The following is a 23,599-nucleotide window of genomic DNA, read 5'->3' on the forward strand; positions in this document are numbered from 1 at the left end:
GATGCTTCGAACGACTGTACAAATATCTCCCATATGCCACCCGGGAGGGTGTCTGAGCGTACGTAAATGGGGTTGTAATTATACCAATAATGGCGATTTAAGGCGTCTTAGCCCTGCTAGACGACTTTTTTTGCTACAGATCTGAACCGTTGAGAGATTCATCTTTAACCTTCTTTATGTACTCGGATGGTGACAACTCATGGAACTTTCGGAACTCACGGCTAAAGTGCTTGCGATCGTTAAAACCGACCTGATAAGCGACCTCTGATACATTCATGGACGTTTGAGAGAAGAGCATGGCTGCTTTCTTCAAACGCATGTTTTTAACCAAATCCCCCACGGAAAAGCCGGTAATACTTTGGACTTTTTTGTAGAGGACCGTACGGCTCATGTTCATTTCCATAACCAGTTCTTCCACCCCAAAGTCAGATTCGGCCATGCGTGCCTCAATAACTCCCATAAGCTTATTCAGGAATTTATGCTCGGGGGATTCCACTGTTATTACGGATGGTTCCAGAATAAGCTGCTGAGTGAATTTTTGCCGCATAAGCTCCTGGGCCGCCAAAAGATTGCGAATATTCAAGGTTAAAATCTGCGGATTGAAAGGCTTGGATATATAGGCGTTGGCACCGGTACTTAAACCCTCCACCTGATGGTCCAGCGATGCCCGCGCTGTTAGTAGTATCACCGGAATATGGCTTGTACTTTCGGTAGATTTAACCGCATCACAGAGCTGCAATCCGTCTACCTCCGGCATCATGATATCACTTACTATCAAGTCCGGGATTTCTTGCTCCATGTATTTTAAGGCCTCAGCACCATTTGAAAATTCAACGATATTGTAATCGTACTTCAGGCAATCAGCAATAAGCGCGCGTACTTCTTCATTATCCTCAGCCAACAAAATGGTATGGGACTTGGTTACGACTTCGCTGACCATTTCAGAAGCTGGGTTGGCTTGCCCAGTCTTATCCGGCAGTTGCTGAGTCGCTTTCAGGATCACAGGAGTATTTGCCAGTATTTCTGAGTCTTCCAGATGAAGGCGTCCTCGTCTCAGCGAAATGCTGAAGACGGTTAGTCCTAAGCCGTTCTCATGGCTTTGCACAGAAATGGTCCCCTTATGCTTTTCAACGATACTTTTAGAAAGGGCTAAACCTATTCCACTTCCGATGTTCTGCCGGCCTCTGTCGTCGACCTGAAAGAAGCTTTCGAAGAGCTTTTCATGAAAGTCCTCCTGAATACCCCGGCCATTATCCGTAACGCGGATGTCCACCCATTCATCCTGGTCCTGTCTTGTGGAAATACGAAGACTGACCTCTCCGTTATCATCGGTGAACTTAAAGGCGTTCGACAGTAAGTTCATGATCACCTTCTCCATCTGAGCTTCGTCGATATAAAGTTCGAGTTCTTGCACTTCGGACTGGAAGTGATACCGAATACCTCTTTCCGAGGCCAACTCGGTGAAAGAGTCAAAAATCCGCCGACAAAAAGGAATGAGATCCAGAGAAGAACAGCGTACATTCATATGGCCCTCTTCGGCCTTGCGAAAGTCAAGCAGCTCCGTTATCAGCTTCATTAAGCGGTCGGCATTATTTTTTACCACGTTTAGCTGCTTATGGATTCCCTCATATTTTCCATCCTGAAGCAAACGTTCGAGCGGCCCGATGATCAGTGTCAGAGGCGTTCGGATCTCGTGTGAGATGTTGGTGAAGAAATTCAGTTTCATCTGGTACAACTCCTGCTGTCTTTCGTTCTGAACATGTTCAAGATATAAGTCTCGCTTCAATAATGCCCGGTTTCTGATGAATCTCAGGATAACAAAAAGGACACCTGCGGAAAGCAGAAAATAGATAAGATAGGCCCACCAGGTCTTCCATAATGGAGGGAGAACGGTTATTTTGATCTCCGTCGGCCGGTTGTTCCAGACGCCATCATTGTTGGAGGCCTTCACCATAAAAACGTACTCTCCCGGTTCAAGATTGGTAAAACTAGCGACGCGCTGATTACCGACATAGCTCCAATCCTGATGACCAGAAATACCTTTAAACTTATAAGCGTACTGGTTATGCTGGGGATTGATAAAGTTTAATCCCGCATAGCGGAAGCTGATATAATTCTGATTGTGTTTCAGGGTTATCTCCCTGGTCTCGGTGATTGACTGTTTCAGTGGCGAGCCTTCAACGCCAAAGCGCACCGGCCGGTTTTCGATCAGGAACTCTGTAAGGACGACATTAGGCCCGTGATTATTTTTGACGATCTTATCAGGGAAAAAACGGGTAATGCCACTCATTCCGCCGAAGAGCAGCTCCCCATCCCTTGAGCGGATTGCAGCGCCAAGGAAATGCGTACTCGACAAGCCGCTTGTTACGGTATAGTTGACGGTTTGAACGCTCGATTTATCTGAAGGCGATCCTGGGGTTTGTATAATGAGCTCCACTATCCCTTTGTTAGTATTAAGCCATAAGTGTCCTCTTTTGTCCTCGACTATCGCCAGCACCACATCATTGGAGGCGCCAGCGTCCAGCTTAAAGCGGTAAAATCGCTTCTTCGCAGCATCGAAATAGTTGAGTCCCCCTTCAGTCCCAATCCAGATCCGTTGTTTAGAATCCTGGAAAGCGGAAAGGATAGAATTGTTGCTTATTGATCCTTCGGTCTTCTCATTACGATAGCTAGTGAAGCTGTTGGATTTGGTATCCAGGTAGTTGAGTCCGTTCTCCGTCCCAACCAGTATATTGTTCTTAGCATCCCTCCTGAGGACCGTAATATTGTTGTCTTTCAATGCGTCCTTCGCCTTCGCATCCGCCAGATAGATCCGGTTTGCACCATTGTAGCCCAAAAATTGAATACCACCCGTCACTGTTGCAACCCACACACCCTCGGGATCTTCCAGAAGCGAAATCACCCGGCTATCCTTGGAATACGCCAACTTTACGTAGCCAAAACGACCGCTGGACTTATCGAAACGATACAAGCCGTCAAAAGTGCCGACCCACAGGTTACCCCGATTATCTTTTGCGAGAGCTCTGACGATATTATTGGACTTGTTGAGCCTGTGGTCATTTACCTGGTAGTATCTCGATATCCCCGCTTTTCTATCGAGGTAGTTAAGCCCTCCGCCATTCGTGCCTACCCAGAGTTCTCCATTATCTTCCTCCAACATCGATGTAACTACAGGATTGTTCAAGCCCAGTTTCTCCGTGCCTATCCGCTCGCCGATATTCGTAAAATTAGAATTTCCGGGATAGTAGATATCTATGCCGCCCGCGAAGGTTCCAATCCATATATTACCTGCCTGATCGCGCATGAAATTCCAGATCAAGTTATAACTCAGACTCTTAGGATCTGACTTATCATGCTCATAGTTGGCAAATTTTTCCGTGGAAGGATTGAATATACTAAGCCCTTCTCTTGTAGCGATCCACACACTTTCATCTTCATGGATAAATATGTCTTTGATGCCGTCAGACCGAAGGCCGTTTAAACCCGGTCCGCGGTACCTGTAATTCACGCAGGTATTTCTGACAGGGTCATACCTGAAGACGCCTGATTTCTCGGTACCGAACCATAAATTACCCTTTTTGTCAGAACGTATGGTGAGAACCTTACTTTTCATCAGTTCCTGATTGGCTTTAAGAACCTCGGGAATCGACAAGACACCCTTTGTCAGCACGTCAATCCGTGTAAGTCCCGCATCGAGGCCTATCCAGACTGAATTGTCGCGGTCCTGAAAAGCACTCCAGGTTTTTCCGTCAGAGGCTCCAGAGGCACGGGAAAGCCGGGAAATAGAGAGGAGCTTAGCCGATCCATGCTCGACCAACTTTAAGCCTTTGAGCGTTGACACCCATATCTGACCGCTGCGGTCCTCCGTAATGGAGGTGACGTAATCTGTCCCGGTACCATCATTCAGCCTGATGCGGCGGAAGCTCTCCGTCTTACGGTCGAACAAGTTCAAGCCTCCGTTTGCCGTACCGATCCAAAGGCGCTTTTTGGAATCCTGTAAGATAACCTGGACCCTATTGGAGCTGATGCTCATGCTATCGGCGTCATTGCGCCGGTAACTCTTGAATTCGTAACCATCATACCTGAGCAAACCGTCGCTGGTGGCGATCCACACAAAGCCGAGATGATCCTGAACCATGCAAAATATGGGACTCTGTGCAAGACCATGCTCGTATGATATGTGCTTAAAGCTAATAGAGGCGGTTTGCGCCGATGATTTAGCAAAAGACAGAAGTAGCAATAAGATGGATGCTATATGCCGGATGCGGAATTCGAACATAGATTTATTTATAACGGCGGCTAAAAATAAGAAATATTCGGAGGTATCATCCCATTATAATCACCGAGGTTCGGCGAAAGCATTTATAATTGTATTGTCAGAAAGCCCAAATATGACATATGTCATTTATAGCTTAGCTCTTATTTTGTAAACTTGAGGGTAACCACATATAAAACATTATGAGAAAACTATTTGCTTTAACAGCCTGTGCCCTTCCGTTATTCCTTTGGTCTTGCGGAGGAAATCAAGAAAAATCGCAGCAAACCGAGACAACGGCAAGTACTGAATCTGTATCATCAGACAATGGATCTTCTGCCACAGAAAACTCCAATACTGTTGTTATTACTTCTAACGATCAAATGAGATTTGACCTGGATCAGATTAAGGTTAAGGCAGGTCAGCAGGTAACATTGACTCTGAAAAATGTTGGCGTTTTATCGAAAGAAGCGATGGGGCATAACTGGGTACTTCTGAAACCGGGTACCGATGTTGCTGCTTTTGCGATGGAAGCCATGTCGAACAAAAAAAATGAATTTATTCCGGCTAGTTCAGGCGCCATTGTAGCCCATACTAAGTTACTGGGACCGGACGAATCGGATACCATCACCTTTACTGTCGAGAAAGGTGAATATGAATTTATTTGCAGTTTCCCGGGCCACTATGGCATTATGCGCGGAACGCTTATAGCTGAATAATAGCTTAAAAAAGGGAGGTCAACATAGTGGACTGCCCCCATAAAGTGTCTAACTTTATGGGGGCAGTGTATAGCTTTCGACCTCCCTTTTCTTGTTGATATTAAATGTAATTCTCTACTGCTAACTGGAAGTCTTCATCCCGCAAGTGGACTATCTCTGTTGCCTTCTCGTAGTTCGTAGATTTCTTGGAAAAGAAATCGTGTTGTGTCGTGTCTACATTCAGACCGTTCAGTACGATAGGATTAATTTCTTTCACTTCGAACATTTCGTCAAAGCCCAGGTTCATCAGCGCTTTGTTTGCATTATAGCGAACATATTCCTTCACCTCTGCAGTTAAGCCGATATCGGTATATACTTCGTCCGTATACTTCAGTTCGTTTTCATACAGAACGTGCATCAGCTCGTTCATTTCCCGCTTAGCTGCTTCCTTATCATCGAGTCTCTTATAGACGTCCTGTGCCAGCAATCCGACAAAAACCCCATGAATAGACTCATCGGCAACGATCTTTTTGATGATGTCGGCGCTGGCCACCATCTGCCCTTGTCCGCACAACCATAGAGGCATAAAAAAGCCGCTATAGAACAGAAAAGACTCCAGCAGTACAGATGCAGCGAGCGACATAAACAGCTCGTGGTCGGTTATCTGCGACTTATCCAGCGCCCGGTAATATTTGTCGATCGTTGCGGCCTTAAATTGCAGGCGTTTATTCTCCTGAACCCAGGTGAAAAGATCGTTAATTTCGGGAGTGCTGCAGACGGTAGTGAAGATGGTTGAGTACGACTTGGCGTGAATAGCCTCCATCATACACATAAACGACAGTACTGCCTTATTTTGCAGAGAATCAATATGATCGATAATTTTGGGCATGCCTGTATGACTCTGCAAGGTGTCAAGCAGGGTTAACCCGCCAAGCGCATGTTTGTAGGCATCCTGAATGCCCGGCTCCAGGCTCTTCCAGCTGTCTATATCTTTGGATGGGATGTATTCGGTATCCACCCAAAACTGACGGATATTCTGTTCCCAGAATAATCCTGCATAATCATTGTCCGGGGTGTTCCAGTTAACTGCGGTGTATTGTTTCATCAGGATATTAAATTTTTTAGGTTAAAGCTATCACGGGGAGCGCGGTGAATTTTACCGGGTGAAATGCCCCATGATAGCTTCATCGTATTTTCTTTTGCTTTTAAACTGCACAGGATACACACTCATCAATTCCAGCTTTACGCGTTCTGGTGTAATACAGCGATTTCAATCCCAGTTTATGTGCATAGATATAATAGACGGCAAGATCACGGGTACTGTCTTTTGTATTGGTATGCAGGATGGTCGATATCCCCTGGTCTACGTGACGCTGAATAACGGAAATCAGCCGGAGGACCTTCTTCTGATCCATATCGTAAGCGGACTTGTAAAAGAAGTAGTTATCGTTAGTCAGGTACGGCATTGGGTAATAGGTGGTACTGTCACCGTACTCCCGTACTTCGATCACGTCTACAACCGGCATGACAGAGGCCGTAGAATTCATAATGTAAGAGGTCGACTGGTTGGGTGCGATCGCCATTCTGTAAGCATGGTAAATACCATGCTCGGCAACCTGGGCCTTAAGTCTTTCCCAATCTTCCCTTGAAGGGACCTCTATACCTTCAAACAGCTTAGCTACTTTTTCGCTCTTTGGCTTGATATCATCACGGATATAAGAGTCGAAATAAACGCCTGATGCATAGTCAGATGATTCAAACCCTTTAAAGGTTTTCTTTCTCTCTTTAGCGATCTCCATGGAGCGCTCAATGGAGTAAAAGTTTACCATCATGAAAAAGACGTTGCAGAAATCAAGCGCATCATCACTCTCATACATAATGAAGTTGCGGGCAAGAAATGCATGGAGGTTCATCGCCCCAAGACCCACACTGTGTAACTCTTCGTTTGCTTTCCTGATGGAAGGAACCATTTCGATATTGGTAATATCTGACACTACAGTAAGCGATGTCATGGCTGTTTTCACGGCTTCCTTTACACGCCTATTGTCCATCACCGTCACGATATTCAGGGAACCCAGGTTACAGGAGATCCCGTAGCGTATGGTATCTTCCTTGCCGTAGCTCTCGATGTCTGAGACTTCTGATACTTGCATGATCTCCGTGCACAGGTTGGAGAATTTCACGTTGCCGAGTCCGTTTAAAGCGTGTCCGCGGTTAGCGTTTCCTTTATAGAAAATATACGGATACCCACTTTCTTTCTGGGTCTGCGCGATCTTCACCAGCAGGTGACGGGCGTTAATTTTTTTCTTCCTGACGTTCGGGTTGGTAATCAGCGCTTCATACATCTGGTCCATATCCATTTCATCGAGATACTGACCATACTCGAGCTTTACTGTATGCGGATAGAACAGGTAACAGGCCTCGTCTTTCTCTGCTAGTTCCATAAACTTATCAGGAACTATGACACCGATAGACAGGGATTTGATGCGGACTTTTTCATCCACATTGATCTTTTTGCAGTCCAGGAACTCTTCGATATCGGTGTGGAATATATTCAGGTATACTGCCCCCGCCCCTGCACGCTGTCCGAGCTGGTTAGCGTAGGAGAAGGTATCTTCCATGATCTTCATGACCGGCAAAACACCGCTTGAGCGGTTTTCTACACCTTTAATGGATTCGCCACGACCGCGCACTTTCGACATATTGAATGATACGCCTCCGCCAATGGAAGAGAGCTTCATGGCTGAATCGATTGCATAGCCGATCCCGTTCAGGTTGTCGCCTACTTCATCAAGGAAGCAGGATACAAGTTCACCGGAACGCTTTTTGCCGGCGTTCAGGAAGGTTGGCGTGGCGGGCTGGTATTCCTGGTTGATCAGGATCAGGGCTTGTGACATTGCTTCTTCCAGGTTTCCTCTGGACAAAAACAGGGCTACGGCTACAACGCGATCTTCGTAGCGTTCGAGGAACTTTTCGCCTGAGTCATCACGGAGTGCATAGCTCTGGAAGAACTTGAAGGCGCTCATGAACGAAGGGAATCTGAACTTGCGCGCATATACCATATCGTACACCTGCTGCATCTCCTCGAAGGTGTACCACTGATAGAAATCGATGTAATAGTCGTTCTCAATCAGGTAGTCAACCTTCTCCTTCAACGTGTAAAAGAACACGGTGTTCTTATTGACGTAATCGAGGAAATAAGATCTTACTGCTTCTTTATCTTTATGCAGGCTGTACTCGTCGTCCTGCTTCCTCATGATCTCGTTATTCAGTAAGATCCACTTTTTTGCAATCATGTATATTGTTCTAAAATTTCAATAAAATTAGTTACATCGTTCTTGGTCCCCGAAAGCTCAAACTTCATCGACACGGGAATTTGGTAGTGCCATGAAACATAATCTGCCGCCCGCGCGAAGTTTTGCCCCCAGTTCCGGTTTCCGCTGGAGGATACCGTTTTGATACAGGACGCATACTGCTGCATAAACTGCATGGTTGATTCGGGCACTTGTCCGATACGGGTTGTGAAAGTTACCAGATGTCCGGGGTGTTCGACTTGCAGATCGGGACTTATTCGCTGCAGGTGCCAGTTCCGCAGTTCCTTCACCTTTTCCATAAACCGTTCAACATTACCGGTTTTGGAATCGTAATAAATCCACATATTCTAAACCGCGAGTGCTCTTTGAAGTTCTTCTGGTTTAAATCCAATGATGCGGTGGAGGATCTCATCCTGTTGTTCTACGATGACTGTGGGGACAGAACGTACCTTATATTTCATAGCCAATTCGGGATGTTCAAATGGATTGACGGTTTCATATTGAACCCCTTTCAGGTCCAGGTATGCAGATACCATATTGCAGGGAGCGCAGTCATTTTTTTCGAACTTGATAATTTTCTTCATTGCCAGAGATGTTTGATATTTTTTCTTTTGTGAATTAGCGAACTTAAGTGATGAAAGGGAAAGCATCCATCGTTTTAAGCGGGGTCACAAAATTGCGATATCGTTCCGCATTGCAATCGAATAGTTATCGACACCGTGTTGATAAGTAATTCCCGTGCGCGCAATTATGACAGAGTCGCGACGGAAACTCTGAGGTTTTATACTTAAGCTCCGGCTATGAGAAGCAAGGAGTCTGTCCCTTAGTTTCCGCGAAGCAACCTTCTCAGGAATGAGCCGGCCCTGCTAACCGTTCCGATCTTGTCGGCAATGACTTCAATCAGATTGCCATCCGTCTGTTCGATATCTTTCATATTGATACCACTTTCGAGCTGCTTCGGAAATATGATGAGCAGGCTGAAATTATTGAAGTACTGATGCAGGTAATAAGGCAGCTTATCGAGTTCCCTGGAATAAGATATGTGTCCTTTGCGGGACGAGATGATCAGGAACAGATCATTTTGTTTCAGTTCTCTGCTCAGGATGAGGAAGTCTTCCCAGTTTTCGAAAGCGTTGAACGTTTTCTGAAGCATGGTCTTCCGGCTTTGGTCTACAGTCTGGATAGCCTCGATCGTATCCGTATTCGCGTAGAACACCAGCGGTAGCGCCGCCTCCCTGGCGATATTGTATATCTTACCGATCCAGTGAATGAAGCCGGGCTCGAGCTCTGCCTTCGGCGGAACGGCAGCGACAATTCTGTTCAAGGTATTAATGGGCTGAAGCGGCTTATAGATATATACCGTTTCATTGATTCGCTGAAGGATATTACCGGCCACAGGTCCAAGGAACTGCAGCTGACTACTGTTGCGGTGCAGTCCTATCAGCACGTCCGTAATACCGTGTTCCTTGATGGTATAGGTGATGGCGTTACTAACGTTGATATCATATCGGGTGAGAGGAAGCAGCGTATTTTCGGAAGCCGCGGCATGACTGATGGCCTTATCCATCATCTTCTTTCCTGCCACCTGATTGCTTCCGGAAGTATTTTCGTCGCTGACGATATGCAGTCCGTATACCGGGATGCTGCTTTTTCGGGGTTTGAGAATGAGTCCCATATCCACAAGGTCCTGCACGGTTTCGGGGTAAGCCAGCGAAATCATGATCTTTTCATCCGGATTATCCAGACTCTGATCCAGACTTTCTTCTTCAAGTGCAAGGGTTTGAGAGGCCTTTTCCACAACGAATGAGCTGATGGCGCAGCTGATCAGGATGAGTATAATTGTTCCGTTCAAAACATCTTCATTCAGTAAACGGATAGGTTCACCTGTGGCTGTTTCGCCCACGATAATATTATAACCCACCAGGATGATGGCGAGCGTGGCAGCGGCATGAGAGGTGCTTAGACCAAAGATCATTTTACCTTCTGCTGAAGAAAGCTTAAATATTTTCTGGGTTATCCAGGCAGCGAGGTATTTCGTTAATACCGCCACCAATACAATTATACCGGCAACTTTCAGAGCACCTACCCCTTTAAACAGTACGGTAATATCGACGAGCATCCCGACACCGATCAGGAAGAAGGGAATGAACAAGGCATTTCCCACAAAATCGATCCTATTCATTAATGGAGAAGAGTGAGGAACGAACTTATTAAGGACGAGTCCGGAGAAAAAGGCGCCTATGATCGCCTCGATACCTGCTGCTTCTGCTAAAAATGAAGCGAGGAATACAATAGCAAGAACGAAGATATACTGAGAGACACTGTCTTCGAATTTTTTGAAGAACCATCGGATGACCGGTGGAAAAAGAAAGAAGACAACGCAGACGAATACAATACACGATCCCCCGAGCTGGACCCAGAATGATGATGTCACTTCGCCCTTGCTCATACCCGCTATGGCGGCAAGGATCAATAAAGCCAGGATATCAGTAATCATTGTTCCCCCAATGGTCAGGGTAACCGCCCTGTTTTTCGATATTCCGTAACGGCTCGCTATGGGATACGCGATCAGGGTATGGGTGGAAAACATACTGGCGAGAAGAACCGAAGACAGGAATCCATATCCCAGGACGTAATAGCTGGCGAGCGACCCGATCACGAGTGGCAAAAGAAACGTGGTAAGCCCGAACACAATGATTTTGTTCCTGTTCTTTTTGAATTCACTCAGGTCTATCTCTAATCCTGCGAGAAACATGATATACAAGAGCCCTACAGTTCCAAACAGCACTATACTGCTGTCTCTGGTAAGCAGATTTAGTCCGTAAGGACCTACAATCACTCCAGCAACGATCAGACCTATAATATGCGGTACTTTGATCTTATTAAACAGGATAGGCGCAAAAAGTATAATAAACAATACCAAAGAGAAGATCATGACCGGATTTCTCAGGGGCAATGTAAATTCAAGATTGGATAAAATAACCATCAACATAAGCATGTCTTAAGGGGTCGAATTATTTGGACAACTCCAGGGCGTAAACAATCCGGCAGTCGCCGGCACGCATTATTTCACGGATGCCTGTAAGCTTACCGTTCGAGGTCAGCTGCATTCTGACGACCATTCGGGTCGAGGCATCTGCCTGCTCCTCGCTTGGTCTGGCAACCAGCTCTATTCCCCGGCCGGTAGAAGCACCGGAGTAAACACGGACAAGCTTTCCCCTTACCGTAGCTTTAGCAATTAAAACATCGTTCTGATAGCCGATTTCCCATTGCTCGTTTTTGGTATCGCCAATGGCGGATCCGGGACAGCTAGTCTCTGTACATATCATCTTCACCGCCCAGTTACCCACCAGAGCTTCGTTGTATACGGCCGTATCGGCAGGATTCACGCTACTGGTGTCCAGTTGCTTTACGCGCTCAGATAACTCCTGCTCCTTTATCTGGAGTGTTTTCTCTTTCAGCAGGAGTTCCTGCTCTTTTTGAGAAAGCTCAATCTCTTTTCTGCGTAAAGAATCTTCTTTCTTCTTGTCATAGCAAGCGCTGGAGAGCAGTAAAACGGCCAGTAAAAAGCAAATATTTCTCATCAAAATATGGTTTGTTATCTAATGGTGATGAAGTGTCACAAATCGTCAGGCGGGCTTGTGCGCCGTAAAGTTATCGATTGTAGCCTCTAAACTGAAATTAATCGGCTTTTGTTCTTGGAATGTGACCGGGAAGCCTGTTCATAAGCCGCAAGTCGTTGAAAATGCCTAAGAGGCATACTTTGGTTTAACTTTTTTGGGAGTGCTTGACATCGCTGCATTTCATGCGTATCATGTCCCTATTTGACATTTGGTATATAGTTTTAGTCAAACGTGCGATATACTACCATTACTCGTACCTATTTTTGTTTCTAACCAATAGTTTTAACCTACCCTTTAAGAAACCCTATGCATTTAAGAGGAGCTATGCGTATTAAGCCAATCATACGCTTATTGTTTATCGGAGCGATGCTCTGTATTTCAGGCTTTGCCATGAGCCAACCGCCAACCGGACCACAGGTCGTGTCGCCAAAAGTACATGCCGACAAAAAAGTCACCTTTAGTTACCGGGCGCCTAATGCGAAAGAGGTGATACTAGACGGCCAGTTTCCTCCGGGAAAGGTGCCGATGGTGAAAGATAGTCAGGGTATATGGAGTGTAACTGTAGGGCCGATAAAGCCTGACATCTATCCGTACAGCTTCAGGGTAGACGGCGTTAACGTTATGGATCCGGCAAACGTCGATTTCTTTCCCAATGAACGTTTTAAGGGCAGCCTGCTGGATGTTCCGGGCGACCAGCCATTGATACATGCGGTACGAGACATTCCACACGGGGCGGTGAGCTATGCTCTCTATCCTTCTATTGAGGGAAGTACTGGTTCAGTGGTAATTTACACCCCTCCGGGTTATGACAAAAATAAATCAACCAAGTATCCTGTCTTCTATCTGATCAGCGGAACCACCGATACAGAGGAGACCTTTTTCAAGGTTGGCCGAACTAATTTCATACTGGACAACCTTATCGCCGAAGGAAAGGCGAAGCCTATGATCGTGGTGATGCCTTACGGAAACCCTGCCGCAAGAATTGCTGAACAAAAAGGACTGCCAAAACCCACTGATCTGATGTCGCGGGACGGTGACGATGCGGTGAATCGTGCCAAGATGTTTGAAACGGACCTGGTAAGCAAGGTTATACCCTATGTAGAGAAGAATTACCGTACCTTGAATAACCGCGAGAACCGTGCAATCGGTGGTTTTTCCAGAGGCGGCGGTCAAACGCTTCGCAGCGCGTTCGGCAATATGGATAAGTTTGCCTGGATATGCTGCTACAGCGCATACCTGTCTACTCCTGAAATGGAAAAGACATTTAAGCATGTGTACGAAAATCCCGCCAAGACGAATAAGGATCTGAAACTGTTTTGGATAGGCGTAGGAAACGAAGACTTCCTCTATCAGGATGCTGTCAAGTTCATCGATTTTCTGAAGGAAAAAAAGGTAAAGCATACCAGCCTGATTACGCCGGGCGGACATACCTGGATGAACGTTAAAACCTATGTTACTGAAACCGCACAACTTCTATTTAAATAGTTCAGAATGAAAACATACCTCTATATTATTGCCTTATTTTTAATACCCTTCGCGGCCTCAGCTCAGCGTCCTGTCCCCCCTAATTCGCCTGAAGTGCATAGTGACAACCGGGTTACGTTCAGATACTTTAGTCCGACTGCGAAGCGTGTAGTACTTGACGGGGAGTTTATGGCTTCTCCACAAGCGATGACCAAAGATGCAGCGGGCTTGTGGAGCATTACTGTGGGGCCTGTTACACCGGACATATACCCTTACAGCTTTTTGGTGGACAGCATTCAGGTCGCAGATCCAAACAACACATATCTATTTGCAAACGAGCGGTTTAAACGCAGTATTGTTGATATTCCTGGGAAGGTACCGATGGTACATGCGTTAAAAGACGTACCCCATGGGAAAATAGACTACAGGTATTACAAATCTGCCACGCTCGATACGCTCAGAAGAGCACTCATTTATACGCCTCCCGGCTATGATGCAAGTGGTAATACAAGCTATCCGGTGTTATACCTTATCCATGGCGGTTCGGATACTGAAGAGACCTGGACGAAAGTTGGACGGGCCAACCTGATTGCCGACAATCTGATCGCTGAAGGCAAGGCCGTACCGATGATCATCGTGATGCCTTATGGCAATGTCCGCCCCCGTCCTATGCCTTCATTCACTCAGGATGTGGTAAATGATCTGATTGGATTTGTGGAAGCCAACTACCGGGTATTAAAGGATAGCAAGAACAGGGCTGTGGCCGGATTTTCGGTAGGCGGCGGACAAACGCTGAATATCGGCCTTACCCATACAGACAAGTTCGCCTACGTGTGTTCTTATGCTCCCTACACTGCTACAGAAGAGTTTAAGGAAAACTTCGGCAACTGGTCGCCCGACAAAGATCAGATCAACAGCAGACTGAAATTGTTTACCATCAGTGTGGGCACGCAAGATTTTCTCTACGAAAGTGTGAAACAGAACATCGCGATGTATCAGGAAAAAGGGATTAATCTCAAAACCTACATTGTTCCCGGCTACCATACCTGGATGAACTGCCGACTCTTTCTGGCTACCAGTCTGCAGGAAATTTTCAAATAAACAACCCATTATTATAAACCGAAATAGAATCATCACATGAACTTAAAAACTCTGGCGATCGTTGCAGCAACGATACTATTCAGCGGAACAGGTTTCGCACAAACCAGTCCATCCATCAAGGACGACTTTAAACCCTCCACCTTTAATCAGCCCGGACAAGAATATCCCCAGGTAAATTCGCAGGGATATGCTCGATTTCGGATCGTGGCACCTTTAGCTCAAAGTGTGGTAGTGAGTCTGGGGCTTGGTGGAACCAGCGGCGGAACCGTCCTAAGCAAAGGCGCTGACAGCGTTTGGACAGGCACAACCAAGGGGCCGATGGAAGAAGGATTTCACTACTATCATGTAACCGTCGACGGCGGAGTATTTAATGATCCCGGCGCTTTAAACTTTTATGGTTCTACCAGGTGGGAAAGCGGTATAGAAATACCTGCTCACGATCAGGACTTTTATGCGTTGAAAGATGTGCCACACGGACATGTTCATCAGATCCTGTTTCCGTCTAAAAGCACCAATACTTCGCGGAGAGCGTTCGTTTATACGCCACCAGGATATGAAAAGAATAACAGCAAACGCTATCCGGTATTATACCTGCAACATGGTTGGGGTGAAGATGAAACGGCCTGGAGCAATCAGGGACGTGCCAATCTGATCATGGACAACCTGATCGCGGAAGGTAAGACCAAACCATTTATCATCGTGATGACTTATGGAATGACGAATGTGGTCAGACCAAGAGCCGGAGGATTAAGAAGTTTCGACATTAAACCTTTCCAAACCGTTCTGCTGGACGAACTGATGCCTTATGTAGACGCCACTTTCCGCACTATACCTAACCAGGCAAACCGGGCGATGGCAGGTCTGTCAATGGGTGGGTTTGAAACGCATACCATTACCCTTGCGCGTCCGGATGTATTTTCTCATTATGCCCTTTTGAGTGGTGGCACTTATAAACCGGAGGAAATTAAAGACAAATCAAAAGTTAAGCTGATCTTCCTGAGCACTGGTCAGTTCGAAAATCCTGATGGAATCTCAAAAGCAACAGAGGCTCTGAAAACTGCCGGCTTTAACGCGGTTTCTTACGTTTCTCCCAATACCCGTCACGAGTTTCAAACCTGGCGCCGTAGCCTACATGTATTAGCACCTTTATTATTTAAAGATTAGTATTCAACGTATTTATGACGCGCATATCTATCATTTTACTGTTCTCGGCGGTTCTGCTATCCAATTATGCAGATGCCCAGAACGTAATAAAACGCAGGAAATCAACCGATAAGCCTGCATTTTATTCCAATACTTACCCAAGTTTGTTCCTCGAGGCTGGCTATAAACAAGCAGATATTGACAAAAAGCTGAATAAAGCTTATCAGGATTTGTTTGAAGGACCAAACCGCATCTACTTTGAAGTTGGGGATACGATGGCCTATGTGTCGGATCTAAAGAACAATGACGCCAGAACCGAGGGGCTTTCCTACGGGATGATGGTAGCGGTACAGCTCGATAAGAAAGATGTCTTTGACCGCATCTGGAGATGGTCGAAGAAGTACCTTCAGCATCAGGATGGACCCAGGAAAGCATATTTTGCCTGGAGCATCAATCCAAAGACACTGAAGAAAAACTCGGAAGGCTCTGCATCCGACGGCGAGCTCTACTATGTTACGAGTTTGTTATTTGCCGCCAACAAGTGGGGTAATGATACCGGAATCCATTATTACAATGAAGCGAGGTTCATTTTGGACGAGATGTGGAAGAAAGATGGCACGGGTAACATTTACAACCTAATCAACACCGACAGTAAGCAGATCTCGTTTGTACCCGAGGGCAGGAATTATAAGTGGACTGACCCCTCCTATCACCTACCGGCGTTTTATGAGATCTGGGCATTATATGCCAGAGACGGGCATGAACAATTTTACAAAGACTGCGCCGATACAGCGCGGGCTTTCCTGCACAGAACCTGTCACCCGGTTACAGGCTTGAATCCAGACTATGCAGAATTCAGCGGTGCGCCGCATTCTACACCATGGGCCCCTGTTGCGTTTCGGTACGATTCCTGGAGAGTACCTATGAACATTTCGATGGATTACACCTGGTTTGGTAAAGATAAAGCCTGGCAGGAGGATTATGCGAAGCGTTTTCAAGGTTTCTTACGTTCAAGAGGCATGGACACTTTCGAAGATCAGTTCAATATGGATGGTACCCTTCCGGAGTATATCCTGCAGGCCGGAGGCTTTAAAAAACTTAGACACTCCCTCGGATTGATATCCACTGCTGCGACTGCGTCGTTCATGAACAAGGAGAAAAACAGTGCCGACTTTGTACACAAAATATGGAACGCAAAGCTCGAACCTTATGCCGACGGCTACTTCGATCCTTATTATGATGGACTTCTTTATATGTTCAGTTTAATGCAGTTAAGCGGAAAATATCAAATCATTAAACCTTCGGTCAACATGAATTAAGAGGTCGTTGGCTAAACAATTGCTGACGCAGTTCTGGTGGTACGAGAAATTTTCTTACCTTTGCGGCTTATTCCTTGAAAATTAAGCATATCGCATCGTGTTTGCCTTTTTTCTTCAAAGGCAATAATCACCAAAAACATTCATGAAGAAGATTGTAGATTTTAGAAAGCTCCTAGGAGTTAATGAGAGTACTGAGTTAAAAGAGTTAAAAACGATTTACCGGAATTTTATGAAGGATTGTCATCCTGATAAATTCCAGGACAATCCCGAAGAACAGTTACAGGCGGAAGCAAAGAGCAAGGAGATCATTGAAGCATACCATTTTCTGGTTAGCATAGCGCCGGAAACACGGATTGCAAATAAAGAAGAATACACCATGACTACGGGTACAAGCGGTATAGCGGACTTTGAATACAAAGCACAAACGCTGAAGATTACGTTTGCCGATGGAAGTGCTTATGAGTATTTTGACGTACCTAAGGGTGTTTATACCAAGTTGATCAATGCTGATTCTCCGGGCCGTTTCGCGAGAAGACATATTTACAATGAGTTCGTTTACCGCAACGTAAGCAAACTGGCAACTGCTTAGTATTTTTTCAGGAGGGCTGTTGTTCTACGACTGTGGAGCAACAGCCCTTTTTATTTTCTTCCTTGTGAGAGAGCGCAAACGCAGGGTTTTCTTTATTTTCGGCTCCTGAGACCCGCTGGTATGAGTATTAACGGAAGAAATGAAAAATTTGTCTGGGCAGATAAGCTTCGTGTAGCCGCTACGATAGGTGTAATTACTGTCCATGCATCAGCCTCGATACCTCCGCTGTTCGGACAAGTATCTCCAGGCACCTGGTGGAGCGCACACATTATTGACTGCATCGCCCGCTTCTGTGTTCCGGTATTCGTCATGCTATCGGGCGCACTGCTGTTACGCAAGCCTAGCAGGCCCGCCGAATTCTTCCGGAAACGCTTCCTGAGAATTGTATTTCCATTCCTTTTCTGGAGCCTTACTTACAGCGTTTTACAACTCACACTTAAGACTAGTCGGCTGTGGGAGATGTCGGCATTGGAATACCTTACCTTCTTTTTGGGACAGCTGTCCGGAGACCGTATTTCCTATCACTTTTGGTATGTCTATATGATCATGGGACTTTACCTGCTTATCCCTTTTATCGGGGGGCTCATCAGACGTGCTAAAGACAGCTCGCTCTTGAGCTTTACCGGAGTCTGGTTCTCGCTTGTTTTCTGGATAGATATTACTGACCCGGGTTTTAAGATTCCGGACATGCTTCGGTACCTGGGATATTTGCCTTTGGGGTACTATCTTGGAAAGATTGACATGAATAGGATCCACAGGATTGTTCCTCTGGGCTTAACTGTCCTGGGAGTCATGATTACCGTTATTGGAACGTTTTGGCTTTCAGACCATAGCTCAAAATTCAATGCTCTGCTGTATGGTTATGCCAATCCGAGTATTTTGCTCTTTTCCGTAGGGGTGTTTATGCTCTTCAAAAGTTTGAACGGGCATCCGTCTGATAAAGCAGGCTTATTTATTAACCGTTATAGCTACGGAATCTATCTCGTACACGTTTTAGTGCTTAGCCAAATAAAACTACCATGGCTAAATGAATATCCACTGATTGGTATACCTCTTACGGTTTTCATTTGCCTGATCGTATCGGGTGCCGTGATCTTCCTGATCAATAAGTTCCCCGGAGGAAAATATGTCTCTGGATAAGCCAGTGGAAATTTAGTTGCAGTTCTAAGCCTTGTATTGATAGTTTAGCAGACGCAGGGCGTTAAACACTACCAGAAGAGTTGAGCCTTCGTGACCAACAACGGCGAAACCTATACTGGCAACGTCAAGGATGGTTAGCGGAACGAGGATGGCGACCATCCCGAGACTGATCCATAGGTTTTGTTTGATCACGCGGTGAGACTGCCTGCTTAATCCTATGGCGAATGGCAGGCTGCTGAGCTTGTCGCTCATAAGTGCGACATCGGCAGTTTCGAGCGCAACATCTGACCCTGCGGCCCCCATTGCAATACCGACGCTACTCTTTGCCATAGCCGGCGCATCGTTGACCCCGTCGCCAACCATAGCAACATGCTCCTCCCGCTTTAACAATGCGGCTATGGAATCGAGCTTCTGTTCGGGTAACAGTCCCCCCCAGGCTTCCGACATCCCAATCTGCCCAGCCACCGAATCTGCAACCTGTTGGTTATCCCCGCTGAGCATGACCATTCTTTTGATGCCCAACTTCCTCAATCGGCTGATTGTTTCGGCCGCCTCAGGGCGTGGTGTATCCATGACCGTGATAATCCCTATTGGGTGATCGTCTTTCTTGATGAGTATAGTCGTGTTTCCCTCACTCTCTTTGCCTAAGGCGAGCTTCCTTACATCTTCGGAAAGATCGTCAAAAAAGGAGATGTTACCGATTAGAACCCTTGAACCATCCACCAGGGCACTTAAGCCATGTCCCTGAACGGAGGTTACTTCGCTGACCCTGGTGAGGGGTCGATCAGTCCGTTCATCCGCTGCTCTTACGATTGCCGCCGCTATAGGATGGTTGCTATGACGTTCCACGGCGGCGGCAAGGAGCAGTACCTCGTCTTCAGAAGACTCGTTTAATGCCGTTACAGATGTCAGCCGGGGCTTCCCTTCTGTAAGTGTCCCTGTTTTGTCGAAAGCAATCGCCCGGAGGCCACCTAGTTCCTCCAACGGACCGCCGCCTTTGAAGAGCACGCCGCCTCGTGCCCCCCGGGCAATACCGCTAAGCACCGCGCTTGGAGTAGAGATGGCCAGGGCACAGGGGCTCGCCGCAACGAGTACAGCCATTGCCCGGTAAAAACTCTCACTGAAGCTTTCATCGATGAAAAGAAAGGCACAAAGAAGAATAGCGACCAACGCGAGAACCCCAGGCACGTAATGTATTTGTACCTCGTCTGTGAAGCGCTGAGTCCTTGACTTCTTGGCCTTCGTATCGCTGACAAGCTTAATAAGGCGGGAAAGTGTAGAGTCGGCGGATAGTTTGAGCACTCGGATATGGAGCTCTGCACTTCCGTTGATGGTGCCGGCAAACACACGATTTTCGGCATTTACATCATTGATATCTATATGATTAACACCGGTACTATCCAACGGCACTTTGTCTACTGGAATACTTTCCCCGGTAATGGGTGACTGGTTAACCGCTCCGCTCCCTTTTACCACAACGCCGTCAGCCGGAATCTTTGAGTCGGGCTTTACAATGACAATGTCGTCGATCCTAAGCTCTTCAATTAGGATCTCTTCAACTCCCTCTGCTCGCTTGACGAAGGCCGTCTTCGGACTTAAATCAGAGAGCGCAGAGATCGACTTCCTCGCTTTATCCATGGCCGAGTGCTCCAGTGCATGACCGAGACTGAACAGGAAAAGCAGTAGTGCGCCCTCTGCCCATTCGCCAAGAGAAGCGGCACCTAAAGCCGCGGCAATCATGAGGAAGTCAATATCGAAGCGTCCCTTTACCAAACTTCCCGCCGCTTCTTTCAGGGCATAAAACCCGCCGAAGAAGAAAGATGCGACGTAAATAATGAGGGGGACCCAGGTGCTGACGCCGGGAATAAATGAAAGCAAAAAACCAACAAGAAGAAATGATCCGGCAAGGATACTGAATTGAAGTTCAGTCTTTGAGCCGAAGATACTATCGTGACCAGCTGCGCCATTGTGGCAATGGTCGTGATGATGATGTTCAGACATGTTATGCAACGCTTATAGTCAAAGATATTGATATAGTGGAGATACTGTATACTTTTCCTTCAGGCTTTTATTTACATGCCAGAGAGCGACAAACAATCATCAGATTCTGTTGTTCGCTGATAATAATACCGAAATGCGTATTATTGATCAAAATATATACATATGAAAAACATCTCCTACCTCACTTTAGCGGTTTTCCTTGTCTCTCTTTCTTCCTGCTCTGAAAAGATTGTCGGTACCTGGGACATTGCGAAGTATCAGCGGATCGTACCCGGGGGTAAAAATGAAGTAACGGTTACCAATATCGGCACGATGAAGTTTAAGAGTAACAAGACCGGGGAAAAAGAGGTTAAGTATTCTATCCTGAACAATAAGGTGGAGAGTCTGACGTCATTCAAATGGAATCTTTTCGATAACTATGTTACCATACACGGGGCAGATGATGAGTTTAATAAAACCTGGATACAAGTTGAAAACTCACGGAAGCTCCAGATCCTAAAGTCTACCGACGGATCTGATGGTGTTCAGGTTCTCGAGCTAAGAAAATAAAAGTGTTAAGTTACTATAAGCAGATATTCCTTTAGTATAGGGATATCTGCTTCTGCCCAATCGAGCTGTTGGAGCTCGTTGCGATTAAACCAGTTCCAGGATTCGTGTTCTTTCAGGCTTACCTTTCCTGACACCACTGAACAAACGAATGGGATAAGCTTTATACTTTTTTCTTTATAGTGGTGAACATAATCAGGCAGTGTAGCAGAGACCCTCACCACAAGATCTAATTCTTCTTTTATTTCCCTGATGAGCGCCTCTTCGGGTGTTTCGCCAAGCTCGACTTTCCCTCCGGGAAACTCCCATTTACCGGGCAGATCCATGGAGAGGCTTCTGCGCGCAGCAAGCACTCGTCCATCATCGTCGACGATCAGGGCGCAAACAACAGGGATGATCATACACCTCTATTCGCTGTAGAAATCTTCCAGTGACTGAAAATACACCTCGTTCCATCCCTCTACAATATCGTCATAGACATCCTCTGATATATTGGTATGTTTTAGCTCAACGGAGGTTCCCTGTTTGTGAGGATGGAGTTTAATGGTGACGATAGACTCTTCCGGCTGCTCGCCAAAATACCATTGCTGAACGATTTTCTTTCCAGGCTCGAACTCCAGGTTTTTACCTACGATACTGCCTTCCCACAGAGAAAATTCAGAACCCGGCTCTGTAGACATCTCCGCCTCTTCCCCACTCCATAAATGGATGGTTACAGGATTCGTAAGTGCCGTATAAATCTCCTCAGGCGAGGCAGGAATGATGTAATATTTCGAAAAGTCTTTCATCTGTCTGTTTAATACCAGCATCAAAGATAATCATATCCATGACAGATCGATGATTTGCGATTCAAACATTATAGCGGCATAGCGGGTTATAGATACTGCATTTATAGCGCATACTTTTATGATTGAAACCGAGGAACAGAAGATAGAATCAAATAAAATATACAGAGAAGCTCTTGAAATACTGAACAGCAGCGGCGCGAACTACATGCTTGGCGGGGCTTTCGCCATGTTCAACTACACGGGAATATTCAGAGATACGAAGGACTTGGATATTTTTTGCAAGCCGAGTGAGTATACCAGAATTCTCAAGCATTTTGCCGACAACGGTTATGAGACTGAACTGACGGACATCAGATGGCTGGCAAAGGTTTATAAGGGTGATTTTTTTATAGACATTATATTCGATACGGTAAACAATATCTGTACTGTTGACGATACCTGGTATGAGCACGCGCCGAGCGGAGAATTTGAGGGTATCCCGGTAAAGTTTCTGCCGGCAGAAGAACTGATCTGGTGCAAGATCTATGTACAGAACAGAGAGAGGCATGATAGTGCAGATATCAATCATACGCTGTTGAAATATGGAAAACATCTGGACTGGAAGAGGCTACTGTTCCGTTTGGATCAACACTGGCACCTCTTATTGTCTCAAATCCTTATTTTCCAGTTCGTCTATCCTTCCGATTATTACGATATCATCCCCCGGTGGTTATTCGATGAACTTATGGAACGGGCCAGGGAACAATATGACATCCCTGCATCACTGGAGAAGGTCTGCCGGGGACCTATAATCGATCAGACGCAGTATAAGATCGATATTAAAGAATGGGATTATAAAGTGTGTACTATCAAAACTGTTTAGGATGGAAAACGAAGTTGAATACGGAAATAAAAAAGTGCGTATAGCTGCTGTTGGTGATATCCATATCAGGGAGTCTGACAAAGGGAAATGGTCTGAATATTTCAAAGAGGTATCCCGGCAGGCAGATGTATTGCTGATTTGCGGTGATCTGACAGATACAGGTGATGAAGGTGAGGCCGAAGTCCTGGCTCAGGAGTTGAAGTCATGCACTATTCCTGTTATTGGCGTTCTGGGCAATCACGATTATGAAAAAGGCCGGCATAAGCTGATCAGACAAATACTGCAGAACAATAATATGACTATTCTTGACGGGGAGGCCGTTGTTGTTGAGGGGGTGGGTTTTGCAGGTGTTAAGGGCTTTGGGGGTGGGTTCGACGGACATATGCTGTCGATGTTTGGCGAGGGAGCCATGAAAGCCTTTGTCCAGGAAGCTGTAGATGAGGCCTTACATCTTGACAGGGCTCTGGCGCGACTGGATCAGGACCATGAGAGCATCAAAAAAATAGTGCTGCTTCATTACTCCCCTATTAAGGAAACGGTAAAAGGAGAACCAGAACAGATATTTCCTTTCCTTGGTTCTTCCCGCCTGGCGGAACCCCTTACAAGGCGAAACGTTGTAGCAGCGTTTCACGGTCACGCACATGTTGGGCAGCTTAAGGGTGAGACTTCTGGCGGCGTGCCCGTTTATAATGTGGCCAAACCAATTTTGTCACGTCTAGGATATGAATTTCCTTTCTTTGTTCTGGAAGTCTGATA

General features: G+C 46.1%; 20 protein-coding genes. 10 read left to right on the forward strand and 10 right to left on the reverse strand.

Annotation, left to right across the window (positions count from 1 at the left end):
* Positions 1 to 133: 133 nt before the first annotated feature.
* Positions 134 to 4,279 (reverse strand): hybrid sensor histidine kinase/response regulator transcription factor, encoded by a 4,146-nt coding sequence (locus tag B0I27_RS07345; RefSeq protein WP_106292596.1) that lies wholly within the window; start codon positions 4,277 to 4,279, stop codon positions 134 to 136.
* A gap of 179 nt (positions 4,280 to 4,458) precedes the next feature.
* On the opposite strand from B0I27_RS07345, the gene B0I27_RS07350 reads away from it, so the two are divergent.
* Entirely contained in the window at positions 4,459 to 4,974 is a 516-nt protein-coding gene (locus tag B0I27_RS07350; RefSeq protein ID WP_106292597.1) for a plastocyanin/azurin family copper-binding protein, read from the forward strand.
* A gap of 100 nt (positions 4,975 to 5,074) precedes the next feature.
* Here B0I27_RS07350 and nrdF read toward each other — a convergent pair whose 3' ends face one another.
* The 6 genes from nrdF to B0I27_RS07380 all read right to left on the reverse strand — a co-directional run bounded on the left by nrdF (position 5,075) and on the right by B0I27_RS07380 (position 11,851).
* Positions 5,075 to 6,058 (reverse strand): class 1b ribonucleoside-diphosphate reductase subunit beta, encoded by a 984-nt coding sequence (nrdF, locus tag B0I27_RS07355; protein WP_181276712.1) that lies wholly within the window; start codon positions 6,056 to 6,058, stop codon positions 5,075 to 5,077.
* A gap of 100 nt (positions 6,059 to 6,158) precedes the next feature.
* Positions 6,159 to 8,249 (reverse strand): class 1b ribonucleoside-diphosphate reductase subunit alpha, encoded by a 2,091-nt coding sequence (gene nrdE / locus B0I27_RS07360; RefSeq protein WP_106292599.1) that lies wholly within the window; start codon positions 8,247 to 8,249, stop codon positions 6,159 to 6,161.
* Complete coding sequence (nrdI, locus tag B0I27_RS07365) at positions 8,246 to 8,566, reverse strand: class Ib ribonucleoside-diphosphate reductase assembly flavoprotein NrdI (RefSeq protein ID WP_245925456.1); 321 nt, start codon at positions 8,564 to 8,566, stop codon at positions 8,246 to 8,248. The genes nrdE and nrdI overlap by 4 nt, the downstream gene beginning before the upstream one ends.
* A 48-nt stretch (positions 8,567 to 8,614) precedes the next feature.
* Entirely contained in the window at positions 8,615 to 8,917 is a 303-nt protein-coding gene (locus B0I27_RS07370; RefSeq protein ID WP_146133101.1) for a glutaredoxin family protein, read from the reverse strand.
* Positions 8,918 to 9,090: 173 nt separating this feature from the next.
* Complete coding sequence (locus B0I27_RS07375; protein WP_181276713.1) at positions 9,091 to 11,253, reverse strand: cation:proton antiporter; 2,163 nt, start codon at positions 11,251 to 11,253, stop codon at positions 9,091 to 9,093.
* Positions 11,254 to 11,281: 28 nt separating this feature from the next.
* Positions 11,282 to 11,851, reverse strand: coding sequence for a hypothetical protein (locus B0I27_RS07380; protein WP_106292601.1), 570 nt, complete (start codon positions 11,849 to 11,851; stop codon positions 11,282 to 11,284).
* Positions 11,852 to 12,196: 345 nt separating this feature from the next.
* Between B0I27_RS07380 and B0I27_RS07385 the strand changes: the two genes are divergently transcribed.
* The 6 genes from B0I27_RS07385 to B0I27_RS07410 all read left to right on the forward strand — a co-directional run bounded on the left by B0I27_RS07385 (position 12,197) and on the right by B0I27_RS07410 (position 18,646).
* The gene (locus tag B0I27_RS07385) at positions 12,197 to 13,375 is read left to right on the forward strand and encodes an esterase (RefSeq protein WP_219904996.1); all 1,179 of its coding nucleotides are present in this window, start codon (positions 12,197 to 12,199) and stop codon (positions 13,373 to 13,375) included.
* A 6-nt stretch (positions 13,376 to 13,381) separates the two neighbouring features.
* Entirely contained in the window at positions 13,382 to 14,455 is a 1,074-nt protein-coding gene (locus B0I27_RS07390; RefSeq protein ID WP_106292603.1) for an esterase, read from the forward strand.
* Between the two features lie 36 nt (positions 14,456 to 14,491).
* Complete coding sequence (locus tag B0I27_RS07395) at positions 14,492 to 15,619, forward strand: alpha/beta hydrolase-fold protein (RefSeq protein ID WP_106292604.1); 1,128 nt, start codon at positions 14,492 to 14,494, stop codon at positions 15,617 to 15,619.
* A 14-nt stretch (positions 15,620 to 15,633) separates the two neighbouring features.
* Positions 15,634 to 16,917, forward strand: coding sequence for a family 8 glycosyl hydrolase (locus B0I27_RS07400; RefSeq protein WP_106292605.1), 1,284 nt, complete (start codon positions 15,634 to 15,636; stop codon positions 16,915 to 16,917).
* Positions 16,918 to 17,059: 142 nt separating this feature from the next.
* Complete coding sequence (locus tag B0I27_RS07405; RefSeq protein WP_106292606.1) at positions 17,060 to 17,506, forward strand: KTSC domain-containing protein; 447 nt, start codon at positions 17,060 to 17,062, stop codon at positions 17,504 to 17,506.
* Between the two features lie 120 nt (positions 17,507 to 17,626).
* A complete protein-coding gene (locus B0I27_RS07410; RefSeq protein ID WP_106292607.1) occupies positions 17,627 to 18,646 on the forward strand; it encodes an acyltransferase in 1,020 nt (339 codons plus the stop codon).
* A gap of 24 nt (positions 18,647 to 18,670) precedes the next feature.
* Here B0I27_RS07410 and B0I27_RS07415 read toward each other — a convergent pair whose 3' ends face one another.
* Complete coding sequence (locus B0I27_RS07415) at positions 18,671 to 20,647, reverse strand: heavy metal translocating P-type ATPase (protein WP_106292608.1); 1,977 nt, start codon at positions 20,645 to 20,647, stop codon at positions 18,671 to 18,673.
* A gap of 162 nt (positions 20,648 to 20,809) precedes the next feature.
* Between B0I27_RS07415 and B0I27_RS07420 the strand changes: the two genes are divergently transcribed.
* Positions 20,810 to 21,196, forward strand: a complete 387-nt coding sequence (locus B0I27_RS07420; RefSeq protein ID WP_106292609.1) for a hypothetical protein — start codon at positions 20,810 to 20,812, stop codon at positions 21,194 to 21,196.
* Between the two features lie 5 nt (positions 21,197 to 21,201).
* On the opposite strand, the gene B0I27_RS07425 is transcribed toward B0I27_RS07420, so the two are convergent.
* Together B0I27_RS07425 and B0I27_RS07430 are read right to left on the reverse strand one after the other, a co-directional pair.
* Positions 21,202 to 21,594: a (deoxy)nucleoside triphosphate pyrophosphohydrolase gene (locus B0I27_RS07425; RefSeq protein WP_181276714.1), complete on the reverse strand. Its 393-nt coding sequence runs from the start codon at positions 21,592 to 21,594 to the stop codon at positions 21,202 to 21,204.
* A gap of 6 nt (positions 21,595 to 21,600) precedes the next feature.
* Positions 21,601 to 21,981: an SRPBCC domain-containing protein gene (locus B0I27_RS07430; protein ID WP_106292610.1), complete on the reverse strand. Its 381-nt coding sequence runs from the start codon at positions 21,979 to 21,981 to the stop codon at positions 21,601 to 21,603.
* Positions 21,982 to 22,099: 118 nt separating this feature from the next.
* On the opposite strand from B0I27_RS07430, the gene B0I27_RS07435 reads away from it, so the two are divergent.
* Both B0I27_RS07435 and B0I27_RS07440 read left to right on the forward strand, forming a co-directional pair.
* The gene (locus B0I27_RS07435; protein WP_106292611.1) at positions 22,100 to 22,843 is read left to right on the forward strand and encodes a nucleotidyltransferase; all 744 of its coding nucleotides are present in this window, start codon (positions 22,100 to 22,102) and stop codon (positions 22,841 to 22,843) included.
* 1 nt (position 22,844) lies between these two features.
* Positions 22,845 to 23,597 (forward strand): metallophosphoesterase family protein, encoded by a 753-nt coding sequence (locus B0I27_RS07440; RefSeq protein ID WP_106292612.1) that lies wholly within the window; start codon positions 22,845 to 22,847, stop codon positions 23,595 to 23,597.
* The last annotated feature ends 2 nt before the right edge of the window (positions 23,598 to 23,599 follow it).

The organism is Arcticibacter pallidicorallinus, assembly GCF_003002875.1.
Classification (GTDB): Bacteria; Bacteroidota; Bacteroidia; order Sphingobacteriales; family Sphingobacteriaceae; genus Arcticibacter; species Arcticibacter pallidicorallinus.